The sequence below is a fragment of the Streptomyces sp. QH1-20 genome (genome assembly GCF_041283565.1).
GTDB lineage: Bacteria > Actinomycetota > Actinomycetes > Streptomycetales > Streptomycetaceae > Streptomyces > Streptomyces syringius.
In genome coordinates this window covers 3,781,847-3,799,236 of record NZ_CP166299.1, presented here as the reverse complement: position 1 = coordinate 3,799,236, position 17,390 = coordinate 3,781,847, and the positions used below count along the sequence as shown (strand labels likewise).

7 protein-coding genes and 2 rRNA genes are annotated in these 17,390 nt (G+C 68.1%); 6 read left to right on the top strand and 3 right to left on the bottom strand.

Annotation, left to right across the window (positions count from 1 at the left end; genetic code table 11):
* The first annotated feature begins 368 nt into the window (after positions 1–368).
* Positions 369–2,420 (top strand): asparagine synthase-related protein, encoded by a 2,052-nt coding sequence (locus tag AB8O64_RS16985; protein WP_370423885.1) that lies wholly within the window; start codon positions 369–371, stop codon positions 2,418–2,420.
* 102 nt (positions 2,421–2,522) lie between these two features.
* Here the strand turns inward: AB8O64_RS16985 and AB8O64_RS16980 are convergent, their stop codons facing one another.
* Together AB8O64_RS16980 and AB8O64_RS16975 are read right to left on the bottom strand one after the other, a co-directional pair.
* Positions 2,523–4,643 carry a sigma-70 family RNA polymerase sigma factor gene (locus AB8O64_RS16980; protein WP_370419874.1) on the bottom strand — a complete coding sequence of 707 codons (2,121 nt, stop codon included), beginning with the start codon at positions 4,641–4,643 and terminating at the stop codon, positions 2,523–2,525.
* 374 nt (positions 4,644–5,017) lie between these two features.
* On the bottom strand, positions 5,018–5,755 hold the full coding sequence (locus tag AB8O64_RS16975; protein ID WP_370419873.1) for a TetR/AcrR family transcriptional regulator: 738 nt from the start codon (positions 5,753–5,755) through the stop codon (positions 5,018–5,020).
* 402 nt (positions 5,756–6,157) lie between these two features.
* On the opposite strand from AB8O64_RS16975, the gene AB8O64_RS16970 reads away from it, so the two are divergent.
* Together AB8O64_RS16970 and AB8O64_RS16965 are read left to right on the top strand one after the other, a co-directional pair.
* On the top strand, positions 6,158–7,501 hold the full coding sequence (locus AB8O64_RS16970; RefSeq protein WP_370423884.1) for an NAD(P)/FAD-dependent oxidoreductase: 1,344 nt from the start codon (positions 6,158–6,160) through the stop codon (positions 7,499–7,501).
* A gap of 287 nt (positions 7,502–7,788) precedes the next feature.
* The gene (locus tag AB8O64_RS16965) at positions 7,789–9,582 is read left to right on the top strand and encodes a SpoIIE family protein phosphatase (RefSeq protein ID WP_370419872.1); all 1,794 of its coding nucleotides are present in this window, start codon (positions 7,789–7,791) and stop codon (positions 9,580–9,582) included.
* Between the two features lie 84 nt (positions 9,583–9,666).
* On the opposite strand, the gene AB8O64_RS16960 is transcribed toward AB8O64_RS16965, so the two are convergent.
* Entirely contained in the window at positions 9,667–10,998 is a 1,332-nt protein-coding gene (locus AB8O64_RS16960; RefSeq protein ID WP_370419871.1) for an MFS transporter, read from the bottom strand.
* A gap of 238 nt (positions 10,999–11,236) precedes the next feature.
* Here AB8O64_RS16960 and AB8O64_RS16955 point away from each other — a divergent pair, with 238 nt between their 5' ends.
* The 3 genes from AB8O64_RS16955 to AB8O64_RS16945 all read left to right on the top strand — a co-directional run bounded on the left by AB8O64_RS16955 (position 11,237) and on the right by AB8O64_RS16945 (position 17,339).
* Positions 11,237–11,785 (top strand): MarR family winged helix-turn-helix transcriptional regulator, encoded by a 549-nt coding sequence (locus AB8O64_RS16955; protein ID WP_370419870.1) that lies wholly within the window; start codon positions 11,237–11,239, stop codon positions 11,783–11,785.
* A 626-nt stretch (positions 11,786–12,411) separates the two neighbouring features.
* Positions 12,412–13,935, top strand: a 16S ribosomal RNA gene (locus AB8O64_RS16950).
* Between the two features lie 280 nt (positions 13,936–14,215).
* Positions 14,216–17,339: ribosomal RNA gene (locus AB8O64_RS16945) — 23S ribosomal RNA — on the top strand.
* Together the 16S and 23S rRNA genes form the textbook arrangement of a ribosomal RNA operon.
* Positions 17,340–17,390: the final 51 nt, after the last annotated feature.

Sequence of the window (17,390 nt, the reverse complement as noted above, 5' to 3'; positions counted from 1 at the left end):
CGTGCCGGATGTGGTCCAACGTCCGGGACGTCGATCCCCGCCGGTGTCGGTCACCCATGGCAGCATGAATCCGCATGCACGCCACGAGCGAGACGAAGCCGCCACTTCACCCCGCTATCAGGCGAGTTGGGGGACGGAACGCAACGCATGTGTTGCCTGTTTCGATGTCGCAACCAGTGGCTCACTGTGCATGATGACTGCTGTCGATTGGTTGTCCACAGCCTGTGGAGGCGGCAATGCGCTGGTTGGTGGGGTGGAGCAGCACCGCCGCCGGGACCGGGCCGCGCACCGCCGCGTACTCCGGCATCGACTCCCCGGACCTTGATCATCCCAGCCGCCACGACCACCCCGACGACCCGGGTGCTCCCATGGTCCACCCCGTCGGCGCCCAGCTGCTGTGGGGCGACCCCGGCCCCCTGTGGGCCGTCGGCGACTGGAGACCCGACGAGGTGCGCGTCGTCCGGGACGACAGCGCCACCCGCCTCGCCGTCCTCGGCCGCTGCGGCGCGAGCGACGAGGAACTGCGCGTGGGCCTGCTCGCCGCCCGCGGCGGCGCCCTGAGACACCTCACCGCCTGGCCCGGCAGCTACACCGCCGTCGCCCAGGTCGGCCGGCGCGTCACCATCGCCGGGGACCTGGCCGGTGCCCGGCCCGTCTTCCACACCGCCTGGGCCGGCGGCACCGCCTACGCCACCGCCGCCCTGCCCCTCGCCGACCTCATCGAGGCACAGCTCGACGTCGGCCACCTCGCCGCCCTGCTCGCCCTCCCCGACTCACCGGAGGCCCTGGGCGACAGCACCCCCTACAAGGGAGTACGCCGCGTGCCGCCCGGCCACGCGCTGATCCTGCGCGACGGATCCCGCGACATCTCCGGCTACGAACCCATGGCCTCACTCGCCATCGCCGCGCCCCAACTCGCCCCGGACCGAGCCGTCGAGGGCGTACGGGAGGCCCTCGTCGAAGCCGTACGGACCCGGCTCGCCGCCCCCCGCCACGCACCCGAGCACGGCTTCGGAGACCTCGACCCCGGCCCCGTACCCGGCATGGGACCGGCACAGCGCCGCGCCGCACGCGGCGCCCCGGCCGCCGGAATCGGCGCCGACCTCTCCGGCGGCAGCGCCTCCGCGACACTGGCGCTGCTGGCCGCCGGACTGCCCGGCATGCCCGGCACACCCCCGGGCCTCGGCGCGGGCGCGGGCGAGCGGCTCCTCGCCGTCACCTTCAACGACCTCGCCGCGGAGGCCGGGCGGCCACGCGAGGCCGAGCTCGCCCGCGCCCACGCCATCGCCGCCAACCCCCGGCTCCGCCACGTCGTCGTCGCGGCGGGCCCGGAAGCCCTCCCGTACGCCGACCTGAGCAGCGGCCCGCTCACCGACGAACCCGGTCCCGCCCTCGTCACCGCCGAGCGGCACCGGCACCGGCTGGCCGCGGGCAGCGCGGACCACCTCGTCGGCAACGGCGCCCGCCAAGTGCTGGACGCGCACCCCGCCCGCCTGGCCGACCTGCTGATGGACCGGCGGCGGCGCCACCTCCTGAGACCCGTCTCGGCCCTGGCCCGCGCCGACGGGGCCACCGCGCAGTCCCTCTTCGTCCCCTTCACCGTCTACCGCGCCGCCCGCCGACTGGCCCGCACGTCCTACCGCGAAGGCCTGGAGGAGCTCGCCGGCCGACTGCTCCGCCCCGGCTTCGCCGCCTCGCACCAGGCCGACGAGGCGGTCACGAGCGGCGCCGCCGGTGCCGTCGACGCCTCACTCGCCGCCCTCACCTGGTGCCGGCCCGGGCCCGCCGCGCGCTGGCTCACGGGCGAGGCGCTCGCCGAAGTATCGGTTCGCCTCCAGGCCGCCGCGGTCCGGCCGACAGGACTCATGCAACGCCCCGGCGAACGCCGCGCCGCCGCCGCACTCGCCCGCCACGCGGCCGACCACCGCGTCTTCGAACAGGCCGCGGAGATCCGCAGCCAGCGCCTCCACGCCCCCTTCCTCGACAACCAGGTCGTACGGGCCTGCCGCGCGCTCCCCGAGGCCCTCCGAGTGCAGCCGGGGGCGCGCGCCTCGGTCCTGCGCGCCGTCCTCGCCGGCTCCGGCATCCGCGAACTGCCCCCCGGCTGGGGCGCCACCTCGCACGCCGCCCACGCGGCGGCGGCACGGGCGGGACTGCGGGCATCCGTGGAGCCGCTCATGGAACTCTTCGCCGCGCCCCTGCTCGCCGACGCCGGGCTCATCGACGCCAGGGTCGTACGGGCCGCACTCCAGGCGGCGGCCGAGGGCGGAACACTGCCGCTGGACGGCCTCGCGGAGCTGGTCTCGACGGAGATCTGGCTGCGCCGCCTGCTCGCGCGGCGCGGCACCTGCTGGACGGGCTCGGCGGCGCCCCGGCAGCGGGCGGTGGCGGGCGGGGTGGTGCCGAGACCGAGCCTGTGAGGCGTGGGCCCGGCGGACGGGGCGAACCCAGCGGGCGGGCCCGGCGGGGGCCGGGTGATCGTGCTGGCACGGGCCGCCTGCCGTGGACACCCGCCCCCGCGGCTACGAGCAGCTGATACCGGCCTGCGCCCAGTCCGCGACCGCCACCCGGTCGGCGGGGGACTGCGGTTGGACGACCAACCGGATGGTCCGGTGGCCCGAGAGCGGCGCGTGGACCGGCACCGCCGCCTCCCCGCCCCGCACCACGCCCGAACTCCACAGCCGCAGGCCGTCCGCGTAGACCGAGAACCGGACCGCGCCGAGGCCGAGCGTCATGTCGTCCACGCCCACCATGGCGTCGTAGGACGTACAGGACCGGTTCAGGTCGATGGTCACCGACGAGGCCGCGTGCACGCTCACGCCGTGGCGGTACGTCGTGCCGCCGATCCGCAGCCCGTAGCGCTGCCACAGCCAGCCGCTCTCCAGAAGCCGCACCTCCGGCTTCGTACCGTCGCCGATACCGCGGTAGGTGAGCTGATTGACCTGGTAGACGGCCGGGGGGAGGGGCGCGGGGGCACTGGGCGTCGGCGGCGGGGTGGGGGAGGGCCGCGGCGGAGGACTGGGTACCGGAACCGGCTGCTTCGGCTCCGGCGACGGTGATGGCGACGGTGGCGGAGCCGAGGACGGCGTCGGCGTGGGGGCCGGGGGCTTGGGGGAGGCGGCCAGCGGCTTCGGGTCCGGCGGGGGAGGCGAGGACGGGGAAGGCGACGGGGTCGGTGTCGGCTGTGGAGCGGGCAACGCCGGGGCGGACGCCTTGGCGCGGGGTTTCTCCGGTGGCGTGGGGGAGCTGCCCGTCAGGGCGTACGCGACCACGGCACCCGCCGCGGCCACCGCGCCGGCGGCGATGCCGATCTTCGCGGGCACCCCCAGCCCCTCGCTCGCGGCCGCGCCTCCGGCGCCGCCGCCCGAGCCGGAACCCGCCGCGCCCCCGCTCGCGGCGGTCGCGACCCCCGCGCCCGCGGCCGTACCGGCCCCGGCGGCACCCACCGCCAGCCCGGCGACGGCCTTGACCGTGTACCCGGCGGCGAACCATCCGATGACCGCGACCGGCAGCAGCGTGCGCAGCCGTTCGTTGACGTCCGCGACCTCCAGCGCCGCCGTACGGCAGTTCGCGCAGTCCTCCAGGTGTTTGCGCAGACCCCGCTCGGCCCGCAGCCGGAGGCCTCCGCGGGCGTACGCGCCGAGCCGGTCGGCGTACCGGGCGCAGTCGCCGCCCGAGGTCAGCTGCGTGCTCACATGGGCCTGCAGATAGGCCTGCTTCAGGCCCTCGCGTGCCCGGTGGGCGAGCACCGCCGTCGCGTTGGCGGTCAGCCCGAGGAGCGGGGCGACCTGGCTCGGCGACTCCTCCTCGACCGTGGTGTGCCACAGCACCGTCTGCCAGCGTGCCGGCAGGCTGCGGAACGCCTGCACGGCCATGGACTCCTCGGCCTCCTGCATGGCCCGCACGTCCGCGCCCAGGTCGAGCGTGTCGTCGTCCGCCACCCTGGACGCCCGGGCCGCCGACGAGGCGAAGACCGCGAAGTCCTCGACCAACTGCTCCCGCTTGGCGGTCTTCCCCCAGGCCGCGGCGACGCGACGGACGGTGGTCAGCAGATACGCGCGCACCGCCGTGTCCGGCCCCGCGCCGCCCCGGACCGCCTGCAACGTACTGGTGAAGACCTCATTGGTGAGGTCCTCGGCGGTGTGGTCGTCACGGCAGCAACTGCGGGCGTACCGGCGGATCGTGTCCGCGTGCCTGCGGTACAGCTCCTCGTACGCGCCACTGTCACCGGCGCGCATCCGCGCCACCAACTCGGTGTCCGACAGCGGGGCGGCACCCTCGCCGTCCGACGCGCCGAGCTCGTCGCAACCTCCCCCGGAGCCGCCACCGGGACCTCGCCCGGAACTCTCACCCGGACCGACGCCGCCCGAAGAGGCGTCACGACGACCGCCACCGAGCCCAGGAACGCCACGCGAGGGCGCCCGGTGCGAGGGCCCTCCACGAGACCGGCCGCGTGAGGAGCGACCGCCAGGCCGCCCGTCCGAGCCGACGCCCTCCGAGCCGACAGCGTCCGGACCGGTGGCGTTCAATCCGGGAACGGACCGGCCGACAGCGGAGGGGCCGCGTTGGCTGGGCACATGACGCGCCGGAAGCGCACCCGCACGCTCGTCCTCGAGAGGATCATCCCGCCCGTCAACGCCCATAGCGGAGGCTCCCGTACACGCAGGCACACCCGGACATCGGGCCAGCGTGGCACACAGCACACCGCAGCGACCCCACCCGGACCAGCAACCACTCGTCCGGGGCGAGTTCGCACACAGGACCACTGGACGTCACCCGAACGAGGAAGCCTGTCCGAACGCCCCCCACATGTTCGGGCGTGTGTCCGAATCCAAGGTCCGCAGGAGGCGTGGAAGCCGCGAGAACCGGACGGCGGCCCGAACGGACTGCCCGTCCTTCGCCGCCATGACCCGACCGAGGCCGGACCTATCCATCCTCGGCCGGTACTACCGGGAACGACCGGTCCCGGGCCGGCCCGACAGGCACCGACCCGGAATCAGAAGAACCACCCGGAGAACTAGCCGACGGTCGGACGGGAACGGAGCCCCTCCAGCAGGATGTCCAGCAGTCGCGAGGACGCCGCGGCCTGCTGCGCCGCGTCCGGCAGCGAAGGGGCCGCCGTGGCTATGACCAGCAGGACGTCCGCGACCGTCACATCCGCCCGCAGCTCACCCGCCGCCCGCGCCCGGTCGACCAGTCGGCCGACGACCTCCAGCAGCGCCGCCGCACCCGCGTCCTCCCGCTCCTCGACCACGACCGACCGCTGTTCAACCAGCCGCAGTTCGTGCAACTGACCGCCCGTGGCGCCCGGCTGACGCTGATGCGGGACCCGCGCCGTCGGCTCCTCGGCGTCCACGTCGACGCCGACCCGCAGCACCTGCGGCGGCAGCAGCCGCCCGGCGCCCGAGGCCACCGACGTGCGCAGGAACCGGGACAGCGCCGACCACGGCTCGTCCTCCTGGCCCAGCGCCGTCCGCGCCTGCTCGGTCAGCCGCGCCGTCTCCTCCTCGGCTATCCGCCGAACGAGGACGTCCTTGCTGGGGAACCGGCGGTAGACCGTCCCCACACCCACCCGGGCCCGGCGCGCCACGTCCTCCATCGGCGCCCCGTACCCCAGCTCGCCGAAGACCTCGCGAGCCGCCCGCAGAACATGTTCGAGATTGCGCTGAGCATCCACACGCAACGGCGTGTTGCGGCCACCATTGCCGTCCGGCGTCGCGACAGCAGCCGACCAATGAGAGCTCTGAATGTGCATAAGACTTCCCCCGGTTATGACGTCTCCCCCCGGAGACTCCCCGCCCTGACTGCCGGGGCACGTCTCGACACCCCGACGGAGTACGAACATAGTTGAGCCCCGGTCAAGAAAGAAGGGGGTAGTTCCGCACAGGCCACCCCCATTTGGAGTACGGCCCCCATCCCCGACGATTCTGCACCACTGCGGCACCCCACCGCATCCCCCCTGACCTGGGCACTTTCCCCACGGAATACGTCACTCCTCCTGGAGGGATCAGCTCCGCGGCCGGTCACACAATCCGCCGGGCCTGTGGACAAACGCCCGTCGGCAGTGCGTCATGGGAAGGAGCTGTGCTCGGCCGGGGGCACCCGGCACCCCGGCCGGACGACCCTCGGGCCGGGCCACACGCGAGGAGGGGCCTTGGTGAAGGAACCGGCGCGCATTCTGGTTGTCGGCGGCGGCTACGTAGGGATGTACACCGCGCTGCGCCTCCAGCGGAAGCTCAAACGGGACGAGGCGACGATCATGGTGATCGACCCCGAGCCCTACATGACCTACCAGCCGTTCCTCCCCGAAGCCGCGGCCGGCTCCATCTCGCCGCGCCACGTCGTGGTCCCCCTCCGCCGCACCCTGGCCAAATGCCAGGTCGTCGTCGGCGAGGCCACTGCCATCGACCACGCCAAGCGCACCGCGACCGTCAAGACGCTGGCCACCCACGAGGAGGGCACCGGCGCCGTCGAATTCCACTACGACGAGCTGGTCCTCGCCCCGGGCTCCGTCTCCCGCACCCTCCCGGTCCCCGGCCTCGCCGAGTTCGGCATCGGCTTCAAGACCGTCGAAGAGGCCATCGGCCTGCGCAACCACGTGCTCGAACAGCTGGACATCGCCTCCTCCACCCGCGACCCCGCCGTCCGCGACGCCGCCCTGACCTTCGTCTTCGTCGGCGGCGGCTACGCGGGCGTGGAAGCACTCGCCGAGCTGGAGGACATGGCCCGCTACGCCGCCCGGTACTACCACAACCTCGAGCCCGACGATCTGAAGTTCATCCTGGTCGAGGCCACCGGCCGGATCCTCCCCGAAGTCGGCGAGGAAATGGGCAAATACGCCGTCCGCGAGCTACGCGCCCGCAACATCGACGTACGCCTCGACACCCGTCTCGACTCCTGCGAGCACCGCGTCGCCCAGCTCAGCGACGGCTCCCGCTTCCCCACCCGCACGCTCGTGTGGACCGCCGGCGTCAAGCCGCACCCGATCCTCGCCGCCACCGACCTGCCCCTCACCGAGCGCGGCCGCCTCAAGTGCACCGCCGCCCTCCAGGTGGACGGCGCCGAGCACGCCTGGGCCGCGGGCGACGCGGCCGCCGTCCCGGACCTCACCGCCGAGAAATCCGGCACCGAATGCGCGCCCAACGCCCAGCACGCCGTCCGCCAGGCCAAGGTCCTCGCCCGCAACGTGCTCGCCTCCCTGCGCGGCGAACCGCTCCTGGAATACCGGCACAAGTACGTCGGCTCCGTGGCCTCCCTGGGCCTCCACAAGGGCGTCGCCCACGTCTACGGCAAGAAGCTCAAGGGCTACCCCGCCTGGTTCATGCACCGCGCCTACCACCTCAGCCGGGTCCCCACCTTCAACCGCAAGGCGCGTGTCCTCGCCGAATGGACCCTCGCGGGCCTCTTCAAACGTGAGATCGTCTCGCTCGGCTCGCTGGAACACCCCCGTGCCGAATTCGAACTCGCCGCGGGCACCGGACGCCATCCGGAGGCGAGTTGAGGCGCGCCGTACGGCCCGGCACGGAGCCGGGAACTCCCCCTCGGGGCGCGACGTCTCACGGATGTCAGTCCGGTCGGCCACACTGGTCATGTGACCATGGGTGGGCTCGTACCTGCGAAGAGTGACAAGCATGAGGATTCGGACGTTTGCTGCCTTACCTCGGGGGCCGGCCCCCGCACCGCCAACCGCAGCCCCGTGCCGGGCGCGCGGCTCAGCCAGCGGCTGAGCCGCAGGACGCCGCCGAGCCGGCCGAGCTGGTCCGGAACGACTCCGCGAGGTAATCCTCAGTGAACTTCACCCGCTGGAGCGCCCGGCTCCCCGGAACGCAGCGCCGAGCCGCCGCGCGCACCGACCGCACCGCCGCCCCCGCGTCGACCACGGCCGCCCCGACCGGCGCCGGCGGCGCCGTGCCCGCCGCCCGCGCCGAGACCACCCCGGCCGGCACACCCGCGCCCGACAGCCCCGTCCCCACCCTCGACGGGCTCTCCGTCCACGACATCCTCGGCCAGGTCCCGGCCCTCGTCGCCCTCGTGCACGGCCCCGACCACCGCATCGCCTACGTCAACGCCGCCTACGCAGCCCTCTTCGGCCCCCGCGCCACGGGCGCACCCGCCCGCGAGGCCCTCCCCGAGCTGGCCGAACTCGGCCTGCTCCCCCTCATGGACCAAGTCCTGCGCAGCGGCAAACCCCGTACGGTCAAGTCCCGCCGCGTCTCCGCCGACGGCACCGTCAACCCCGCCGCCGACACGCCCACGCCCACCGGCACCGACCCGGATTCCGACACCCGCCCCCGGCACGGCTACTACACCTTCACCTGCTCCCCGATCGAAATCGGCACCCGCGACGCCACTCACGGGCCCGACGGCACGGAAGCCACCCAGCCGGGCGTCCTCGTCTTCGCCGCCGACGTCACCGACCAGGTGGAAGCCGCCGAGCGGCTGCGCGCCAGCGAGCGCCGGCAGCGCGAAGCCGCCGTCACCCTCCAGCGCAGCCTGCTCCCCCAAGAGCTCGAACAGCCCGACGACCTCCGCGTCGCCGCCACGTACCAACCCGGCGGCAAGGACGCCGCCGTCGGCGGTGACTGGTACGACGTCATCACCCTCGGCGCCGGGCGCACCGCCCTCGTCATCGGGGACGTCATGGGCCGCGGCGTCCGCGCCGCCGCCGTCATGGGCCAGCTCCGCACGGCCGTCCGGGCCTACGCCCGCCTCGACCTGCCACCCCACGAGGTCCTGCAGCTGCTCGACGGCCTCGCCACCGAGATCGACCCCACCCAGATCGCCACCTGCGTCTACGCCGTCCACGACCCCAACGAGGGCCGTCTCGTCTACGCCTCCGCCGGGCACCTCCCCATCCTCGTCCGCGACCCCGACGGCACCGTTCGCCGCGCCGCCGAGCCCACCGGCCCCCCACTGGGCACCGGCGGCTGGCTGCACACCTCGGGCACCGTGCCCCTCGGCCCCGGCTCCAGCGCCGTCCTCTATACGGACGGCCTCGTCGAGCGGCGCGACGAGGACATCTACGACGGCGTCGAAGCCCTGGAGCGCGCCTTCTCCGGCGCCACCGGCTCACCCCAGGTCATGTGCGACCGGCTCATCCGTGCCCTCGGGGTGACCGCCGACCACGACGACGACGTGGCCGTCCTCGTCCTCCAGCACCCCGCCCGGACGGGCCACGACGCCGAGCTGTTCCACAACGCCGCCCTGGAGCTGCTCGGCGGGGTCGAGGCCGCGCCACGCGCGCGTGCCTTCGCGTCGGGCGTCCTGGCCAGCTGGCGCTTCCCCACCGAGCTGCGCGACCTGGGCGTCCTGGCCGCGAGCGAGCTCGTCGCCAATTCCCTCCAGCACGGCACACCACCGATGCGGCTGCGCATGCGCCGCACCGACCGCCGGCTGATCATCGAGGTCACCGACGGCGACGACCACCTCCCGCGGCGCCGTCGGGCCGAGCCCGCCGACGAAGCGGGCCGCGGGATCTCGATCGTCGCCACCATCGCCTCCTCCTGGGGCTCCCGCCGCACACCCGGGGGCGGAAAGGCCGTCTGGTGCGAGTTCGCCCTCCCCGCTGGACACACCTCATGACCGACAGCGGGGCATGACAAAGCGCCTGTGGCCCCTGGAACGGTCAGGTTCCGGGGCCACAGGCGCTGTGCGAGCGATGAAGCCCTACGCGGAGACGGCCACCCGCTCCGGAGCGTCGGTGCCCTTGGCGACCTCGCCGGTCGCAGCACCCTCGGGTGCCTTGGAGCGCGCGACGATGGTCCCCCGCAAGGGGTTGTCCTGCGCCGGGGTGAGCCGACGGCCCATCCGCAGCGCCAGGGCGCTGATGCCCAGCGAGCACACGACCAGCATCGCTATATAGGTGACGTACATCCCCGCACCGGCCATCAGACCGCCGACGGCCGGGCCCACCGCCAGCGCCAACTGCTTCACCAGCGCGAAGGCCGAGTTGTACTGACCGACCAGCCGCCCCGGCGCCAGGTCCGCCACCAGCGGAGCCATCGTCGGCGCCAGCATCGACTCACCGATGCCGAAGAGCGCGTACGTCGAGATCAGCAGCGCGGTGGCGACACCGTGCGCCCCGGGTACGAGCCCGGAGACCCCGGCCATGACCCAGGCCACGGTCCAGATGACACCGACCAGCGCGATGACCCGGCTGCGGCGCTTCCCCTCGACCATCTTGAGCACGACGAACTGCGCGAGCACGATGGCCGCCGTGTTCGCCGCGAGGGCGATGCCCAGCGTCGCCGGCGAGATCCGGGTGACCTCCACCGCGAAGGCGGCGAGTCCCGACTCGAACTGTCCGTAGCAGGCGAAGAACATCACGAAGCCCAGCACACACAGCTGGACCATCGCCCGGTCCTTGAGAAGGATCCGCCAGCCGCCCTTGGCCGAGGCGTCGGTCGGCACGGCGTCCTCGACCTTGGGCGACTTCGGCAGCCGCACGGTCGCAACCACGGCACCCAGCACCAGGAACATCACCGACTCGATCGCGAAGAGCCGCACAAAGCTCGACGGGTCGGACGTGTCCACGAGCTGCCCGCCCAGCAGACCACCGACACCGAGGCCGAGGTTGTTCAGGAAGAACTGCGTCGCGAAGGCCCGCGACCGGGTCGTCGGCGTCGAGCACCAGACGATCATGGTGGCCAGCGCGGGCTGGATCGCCGCGATGCCCGCACCGAGCGCGGCGGCAGCGGCGATGACGAGCGGCTCACTGCCCGCGAGCCCGAGGCCCATCGATCCGACGGCGGCGGAGACCGTACCGGCGACGACCACAGGCAGCGGACCCCGTCGGTCGATGATCCGACCGACGAAGGGCAGCACGACAAGCGCGGCCACGGCGAACGTCGCGAGCACGATGCCGGCCGTGCTCGCGCCGAGGTTCCGCACCTGAGACACATAGATGAACAGGAACGGGACGGTAAAGCCGCTGCCGAACGCGCTCAACGCGTTTCCCAGCTGGATCCGGCGCAGAGCAGCGCCCATCGCGGTGGTCACACTCACCTACCTAGGTCGAGAGAACGGAAGCCCCGTGGGAGCAGCCCACGGGGTCCGAAGGAGTAAGGGGTTCAAGCGGTACTGACTGGTTCTGCCGAAGCAGAGGAGTCCGAGGGAGGAGCCCGGGACGGAGCCGAGGCGGAGAGTCCAGCCCTGAAGACTTCAACTCTAAACTTCGAAGCTAAACAGTACACATCAAAGGGCTTTAACAGCAAGCCCTCGTGTCATACTGCGGCTCATGCCTGACACCGCCGGCGCCCCCGAGCCGAGCCTCGACGAACAGATCGCCGCCTACCAGCGCGAGTACCAGGACCTGGATCCGCAGGTGGAGAAGGTCGTCTCCGCCCTCTCCCGCCTCAACCGGCGCATGAGCGTCGCGTACGGGCGGCAGACCGCCGAGCTCGGCATCAGCAACGCCGAGTGGGAGGTCCTCAAGGCCCTCGTGCTCGCCGGTGACCCCTACCGCATGGGTCCTGGAGAGCTCGCGAAGCGCCTCGGCCTCACCCCGGCCGCGATGACCCACCGGATCGACCGGATGGTCTCGGAAGGCCTTGTCACCCGTGAGCGTGACGAGAACAACCGCGTCCGCGTCATCGTCGGCATAACGGAAGAGGGTCGCGGCAAGTGGCTGGAGGCCATGCGGAAGGCCACCGTCTTCGAGGAGGATCTGCTTCAGGACCTCTCCGGTGAGGAGCGCGGTCAGCTCGGCGAGGTGCTGACCCGACTGCTCCGCCGCGTGGAGGAGGCCCAGCCGGACGCCGGCGGCCGCCTCAGCGACCTCGACTGAACCTCGATCGAACCTTGGCTGAGAGGCCCGACGGGAGGCGCCCGGACCGGGGTTGACACGGGTCAGGGCGATACGTAATGTTCTCCGGGTTGCCGCGGGGCCGTAACGGTTCTGCGACAGCCACTCACGCCGCACCGGCGGCAATCTCTACTGCACGGCCCTTGAACGGGAACGATTTCGGCATGCCGAAATTCGTGACTCGGCTCCGATTAGGAGCCGCGGGGGAAATCCGCTAAAGTAGTGATCACGCCGGAAGGCGCGAAACACCCCGCTCCAACAGGGGGCCGGAAACGAAAATCCGAACCGGAAACGGAACGGAAAACGGATCTGGTAAGGTTGGAAACACGAAATACCGAAGGGAAGCGCCCGGAGGAAAGCCCGAGAGGGTGAGTACAAAGGAAGCGTCCGTTCCTTGAGAACTCAACAGCGTGCCAAAAGTCAACGCCAGACTATAAAATACCCCGTCTCCGATCGCTTCTGTGATCGGGACGCGGTTCCTTTGAAAGTCCTGCCGGTCCCCTTGTGGGTCTGGTGGGCAACAACACAGCGAGGACGCTGTGCACGACCGGACTTATTCCGTCTGGTTGTGCCGCTCAACGCGAGTGTCACCGGATAACCGGTAAACATTCACGGAGAGTTTGATCCTGGCTCAGGACGAACGCTGGCGGCGTGCTTAACACATGCAAGTCGAACGATGAAGCCTTTCGGGGTGGATTAGTGGCGAACGGGTGAGTAACACGTGGGCAATCTGCCCTTCACTCTGGGACAAGCCCTGGAAACGGGGTCTAATACCGGATATGACCTGCCTCCGCATGGGGGTGGGTGGAAAGCTCCGGCGGTGAAGGATGAGCCCGCGGCCTATCAGCTTGTTGGTGGGGTAATGGCCTACCAAGGCGACGACGGGTAGCCGGCCTGAGAGGGCGACCGGCCACACTGGGACTGAGACACGGCCCAGACTCCTACGGGAGGCAGCAGTGGGGAATATTGCACAATGGGCGAAAGCCTGATGCAGCGACGCCGCGTGAGGGATGACGGCCTTCGGGTTGTAAACCTCTTTCAGCAGGGAAGAAGCGAGAGTGACGGTACCTGCAGAAGAAGCGCCGGCTAACTACGTGCCAGCAGCCGCGGTAATACGTAGGGCGCAAGCGTTGTCCGGAATTATTGGGCGTAAAGAGCTCGTAGGCGGCTTGTTGCGTCGGATGTGAAAGCCCGGGGCTTAACCCCGGGTCTGCATTCGATACGGGCAGGCTAGAGTGTGGTAGGGGAGATCGGAATTCCTGGTGTAGCGGTGAAATGCGCAGATATCAGGAGGAACACCGGTGGCGAAGGCGGATCTCTGGGCCATTACTGACGCTGAGGAGCGAAAGCGTGGGGAGCGAACAGGATTAGATACCCTGGTAGTCCACGCCGTAAACGTTGGGAACTAGGTGTTGGCGACATTCCACGTCGTCGGTGCCGCAGCTAACGCATTAAGTTCCCCGCCTGGGGAGTACGGCCGCAAGGCTAAAACTCAAAGGAATTGACGGGGGCCCGCACAAGCAGCGGAGCATGTGGCTTAATTCGACGCAACGCGAAGAACCTTACCAAGGCTTGACATATACCGGAAACGGCCAGAGATGGTCGCCCCCTTGTGGTCGGTATACAGGTGGTGCATGGCTGTCGTCAGCTCGTGTCGTGAGATGTTGGGTTAAGTCCCGCAACGAGCGCAACCCTTGTTCTGTGTTGCCAGCATGCCTTTCGGGGTGATGGGGACTCACAGGAGACTGCCGGGGTCAACTCGGAGGAAGGTGGGGACGACGTCAAGTCATCATGCCCCTTATGTCTTGGGCTGCACACGTGCTACAATGGCCGGTACAATGAGCTGCGATACCGTGAGGTGGAGCGAATCTCAAAAAGCCGGTCTCAGTTCGGATTGGGGTCTGCAACTCGACCCCATGAAGTTGGAGTTGCTAGTAATCGCAGATCAGCATTGCTGCGGTGAATACGTTCCCGGGCCTTGTACACACCGCCCGTCACGTCACGAAAGTCGGTAACACCCGAAGCCGGTGGCCCAACCCTTGTGGAGGGAGCCGTCGAAGGTGGGACTGGCGATTGGGACGAAGTCGTAACAAGGTAGCCGTACCGGAAGGTGCGGCTGGATCACCTCCTTTCTAAGGAGCACATAGCCGACTGCAGACAAATGTTCTGCACGGTTGCTCATGGGTGGAACGTTGACTATTCGGCACGATTGGTTTGGGTCACTAGTACTGCTTCGGCGTGGAACGTGAATCTCGGATCGGTCGGGTCGGGCACGCTGTTGGGTATCTGAGGGTACGGAACGTAAGTTTCGAACCTTCGCGATGCCGGCCCCAGTGAACTCGACACCTTGGTGTTGGGGTGGTGGGTGGCTGGTCGTTGCTTGAGAACTGCACAGTGGACGCGAGCATCTGTGGCCAAGTTTTTAAGGGCGCACGGTGGATGCCTTGGCACCAGGAACCGATGAAGGACGTGGGAGGCCACGATAGGCCCCGGGGAGCTGTCAACCGAGCTTTGATCCGGGGGTGTCCGAATGGGGAAACCCGGCAGTCGTCATGGGCTGTCACCCGCTGCTGAACACATAGGCAGTGTGGAGGGAACGCGGGGAAGTGAAACATCTCAGTACCCGCAGGAAGAGAAAACAACCGTGATTCCGGGAGTAGTGGCGAGCGAAACCGGATGAGGCCAAACCGTATGCGTGTGATACCCGGCAGGGGTTGCGTGTGCGGGGTTGTGGGAGTTCTCTTGATCAGTCTGCCGGCTGGTCGGCGAGTCAGAAACCGTACAGGTAGGCGAAGGACATGCGAAAGGTCCGGCGTAGAGGGTAAGACCCCCGTAGCTGAAATCTGTACGGCTCGCTTGAGAACCACCCAAGTAGCACGGGGCCCGAGAAATCCCGTGTGAATCTGGCGGGACCACCCGTTAAGCCTAAATATTCCCTGGTGACCGATAGCGGATAGTACCGTGAGGGAATGGTGAAAAGTACCGCGGGAGCGGAGTGAAATAGTACCTGAAACCGTGTGCCTACAAGCCGTGGGAGCGTCGCGCATCAAGCTTGCTTGGTGCGTCGTGACTGCGTGCCTTTTGAAGAATGAGCCTGCGAGTTTGCGGTGTGTTGCGAGGTTAACCCGTGTGGGGAAGCCGTAGCGAAAGCGAGTCCGAATAGGGCGATTGAGTAGCGCGCCCAAGACCCGAAGCGGAGTGATCTAGCCATGGGCAGGTTGAAGCGGAGGTAAGACTTCGTGGAGGACCGAACCCACCAGGGTTGAAAACCTGGGGGATGACCTGTGGTTAGGGGTGAAAGGCCAATCAAACTCCGTGATAGCTGGTTCTCCCCGAAATGCATTTAGGTGCAGCGTCGTGTGTTTCTTGCCGGAGGTAGAGCACTGGATAGGCGATGGGCCCTACCGGGTTACTGACCTTAGCCAAACTCCGAATGCCGGTAAGTGAGAGCGCGGCAGTGAGACTGTGGGGGATAAGCTCCATGGTCGAGAGGGAAACAGCCCAGAGCATCGACTAAGGCCCCTAAGCGTACGCTAAGTGGGAAAGGATGTGGAGTCGCAGAGACAACCAGGAGGTTGGCTTAGAAGCAGCCACCCTTGAAAGAGTGCGTAATAGCTCACTGGTCAAGTGATTCCGCGCCGACAATGTAGCGGGGCTCAAGCGTACCGCCGAAGTCGTGTCATTCATACAATAGGTCCAACGACCGTGTGGATGGGTAGGGGAGCGTCGTGTGCCGGGTGAAGCAGCCGCGGAAGCGAGTTGTGGACGGTTCACGAGTGAGAATGCAGGCATGAGTAGCGATACACACGTGGGAAACGTGTGCGCCGATTGACTAAGGGTTCCTGGGTCAAGCTGATCTGCCCAGGGTAAGTCGGGACCTAAGGCGAGGCCGACAGGCGTAGTCGATGGACAACCGGTTGATATTCCGGTACCCGCTTTGAAACGCCCAATATCGAATCCATTGATGCTAAGGCCGTGAAGCCGTTCCGGACCCTTCGGGGAAAGGAAAGTGGTGGAGCCGCCGATCCAAGGTGGTAGTAGGTAAGCGATGGGGTGACGCAGGAAGGTAGTCCAGCCCGGGCGGTGGTAGTCCCGGGGTAAGGGTGTAGGCCGTGTGATAGGCAAATCCGTCACACGTTAAGGCTGAGACCTGATGCCGAGCCGATTGTGGTGAAGTGGATGATCCTATGCTGTCGAGAAAAGCCTCTAGCGAGTTTCATGGCGGCCCGTACCCTAAACCGACTCAGGTGGTCAGGTAGAGAATACCGAGGCGTTCGGGTGAACTATGGTTAAGGAACTCGGCAAAATGCCCCCGTAACTTCGGGAGAAGGGGGGCCATGTCTGGTGATGAGGTTTACCCTCTGAGCTGGGTGTGGCCGCAGAGACCAGCGAGAAGCGACTGTTTACTAAAAACACAGGTCCGTGCGAAGCCGTAAGGCGATGTATACGGACTGACGCCTGCCCGGTGCTGGAACGTTAAGGGGACCGGTTAGCTTGGATTCGTCCAGGCGAAGCTGAGAACTTAAGCGCCAGTAAACGGCGGTGGTAACTATAACCATCCTAAGGTAGCGAAATTCCTTGTCGGGTAAGTTCCGACCTGCACGAATGGCGTAACGACTTCTCGACTGTCTCAACCATAGGCCCGGTGAAATTGCACTACGAGTAAAGATGCTCGTTTCGCGCAGCAGGACGGAAAGACCCCGGGACCTTTACTATAGCTTGATATTGGTGTTCGGTTCGGCTTGTGTAGGATAGGTGGGAGACTGTGAAGCATGCACGCCAGTGTGTGTGGAGTCGTCGTTGAAATACCACTCTGGTCGTGCTGGATGTCTAACCTGGGTCCGTGATCCGGATCAGGGACAGTGTCTGGTGGGTAGTTTAACTGGGGCGGTTGCCTCCTAAAGAGTAACGGAGGCGCCCAAAGGTTCCCTCAGCCTGGTTGGCAATCAGGTGTTGAGTGTAAGTGCACAAGGGAGCTTGACTGTGAGACCGACGGGTCGAGCAGGGACGAAAGTCGGGACTAGTGATCCGGCGGTGGCTTGTGGAAGCGCCGTCGCTCAACGGATAAAAGGTACCCCGGGGATAACAGGCTGATCTTCCCCAAGAGTCCATATCGACGGGATGGTTTGGCACCTCGATGTCGGCTCGTCGCATCCTGGGGCTGGAGTCGGTCCCAAGGGTTGGGCTGTTCGCCCATTAAAGCGGTACGCGAGCTGGGTTTAGAACGTCGTGAGACAGTTCGGTCCCTATCCGCTGTGCGCGTAGGAATATTGAGAAGGGCTGTCCCTAGTACGAGAGGACCGGGACGGACGAACCTCTGGTGTGCCAGTTGTCCTGCCAAGGGCATGGCTGGTTGGCTACGTTCGGGAGGGATAACCGCTGAAAGCATCTAAGCGGGAAGCCTGCTTCGAGATGAGTATTCCCACCCCCTTTGAGGGGTTAAGGCTCCCAGTAGACGACTGGGTTGATAGGCCAGGTGTGGAAGACCGGTAACGGTTGGAGCTGACTGGTACTAATAGGCCGAGGGCTTGTCCTCAGTTGCTCGCGTCCACTGTGTAGGTTCTGAAGTAACGACCGTGTTGTGTTC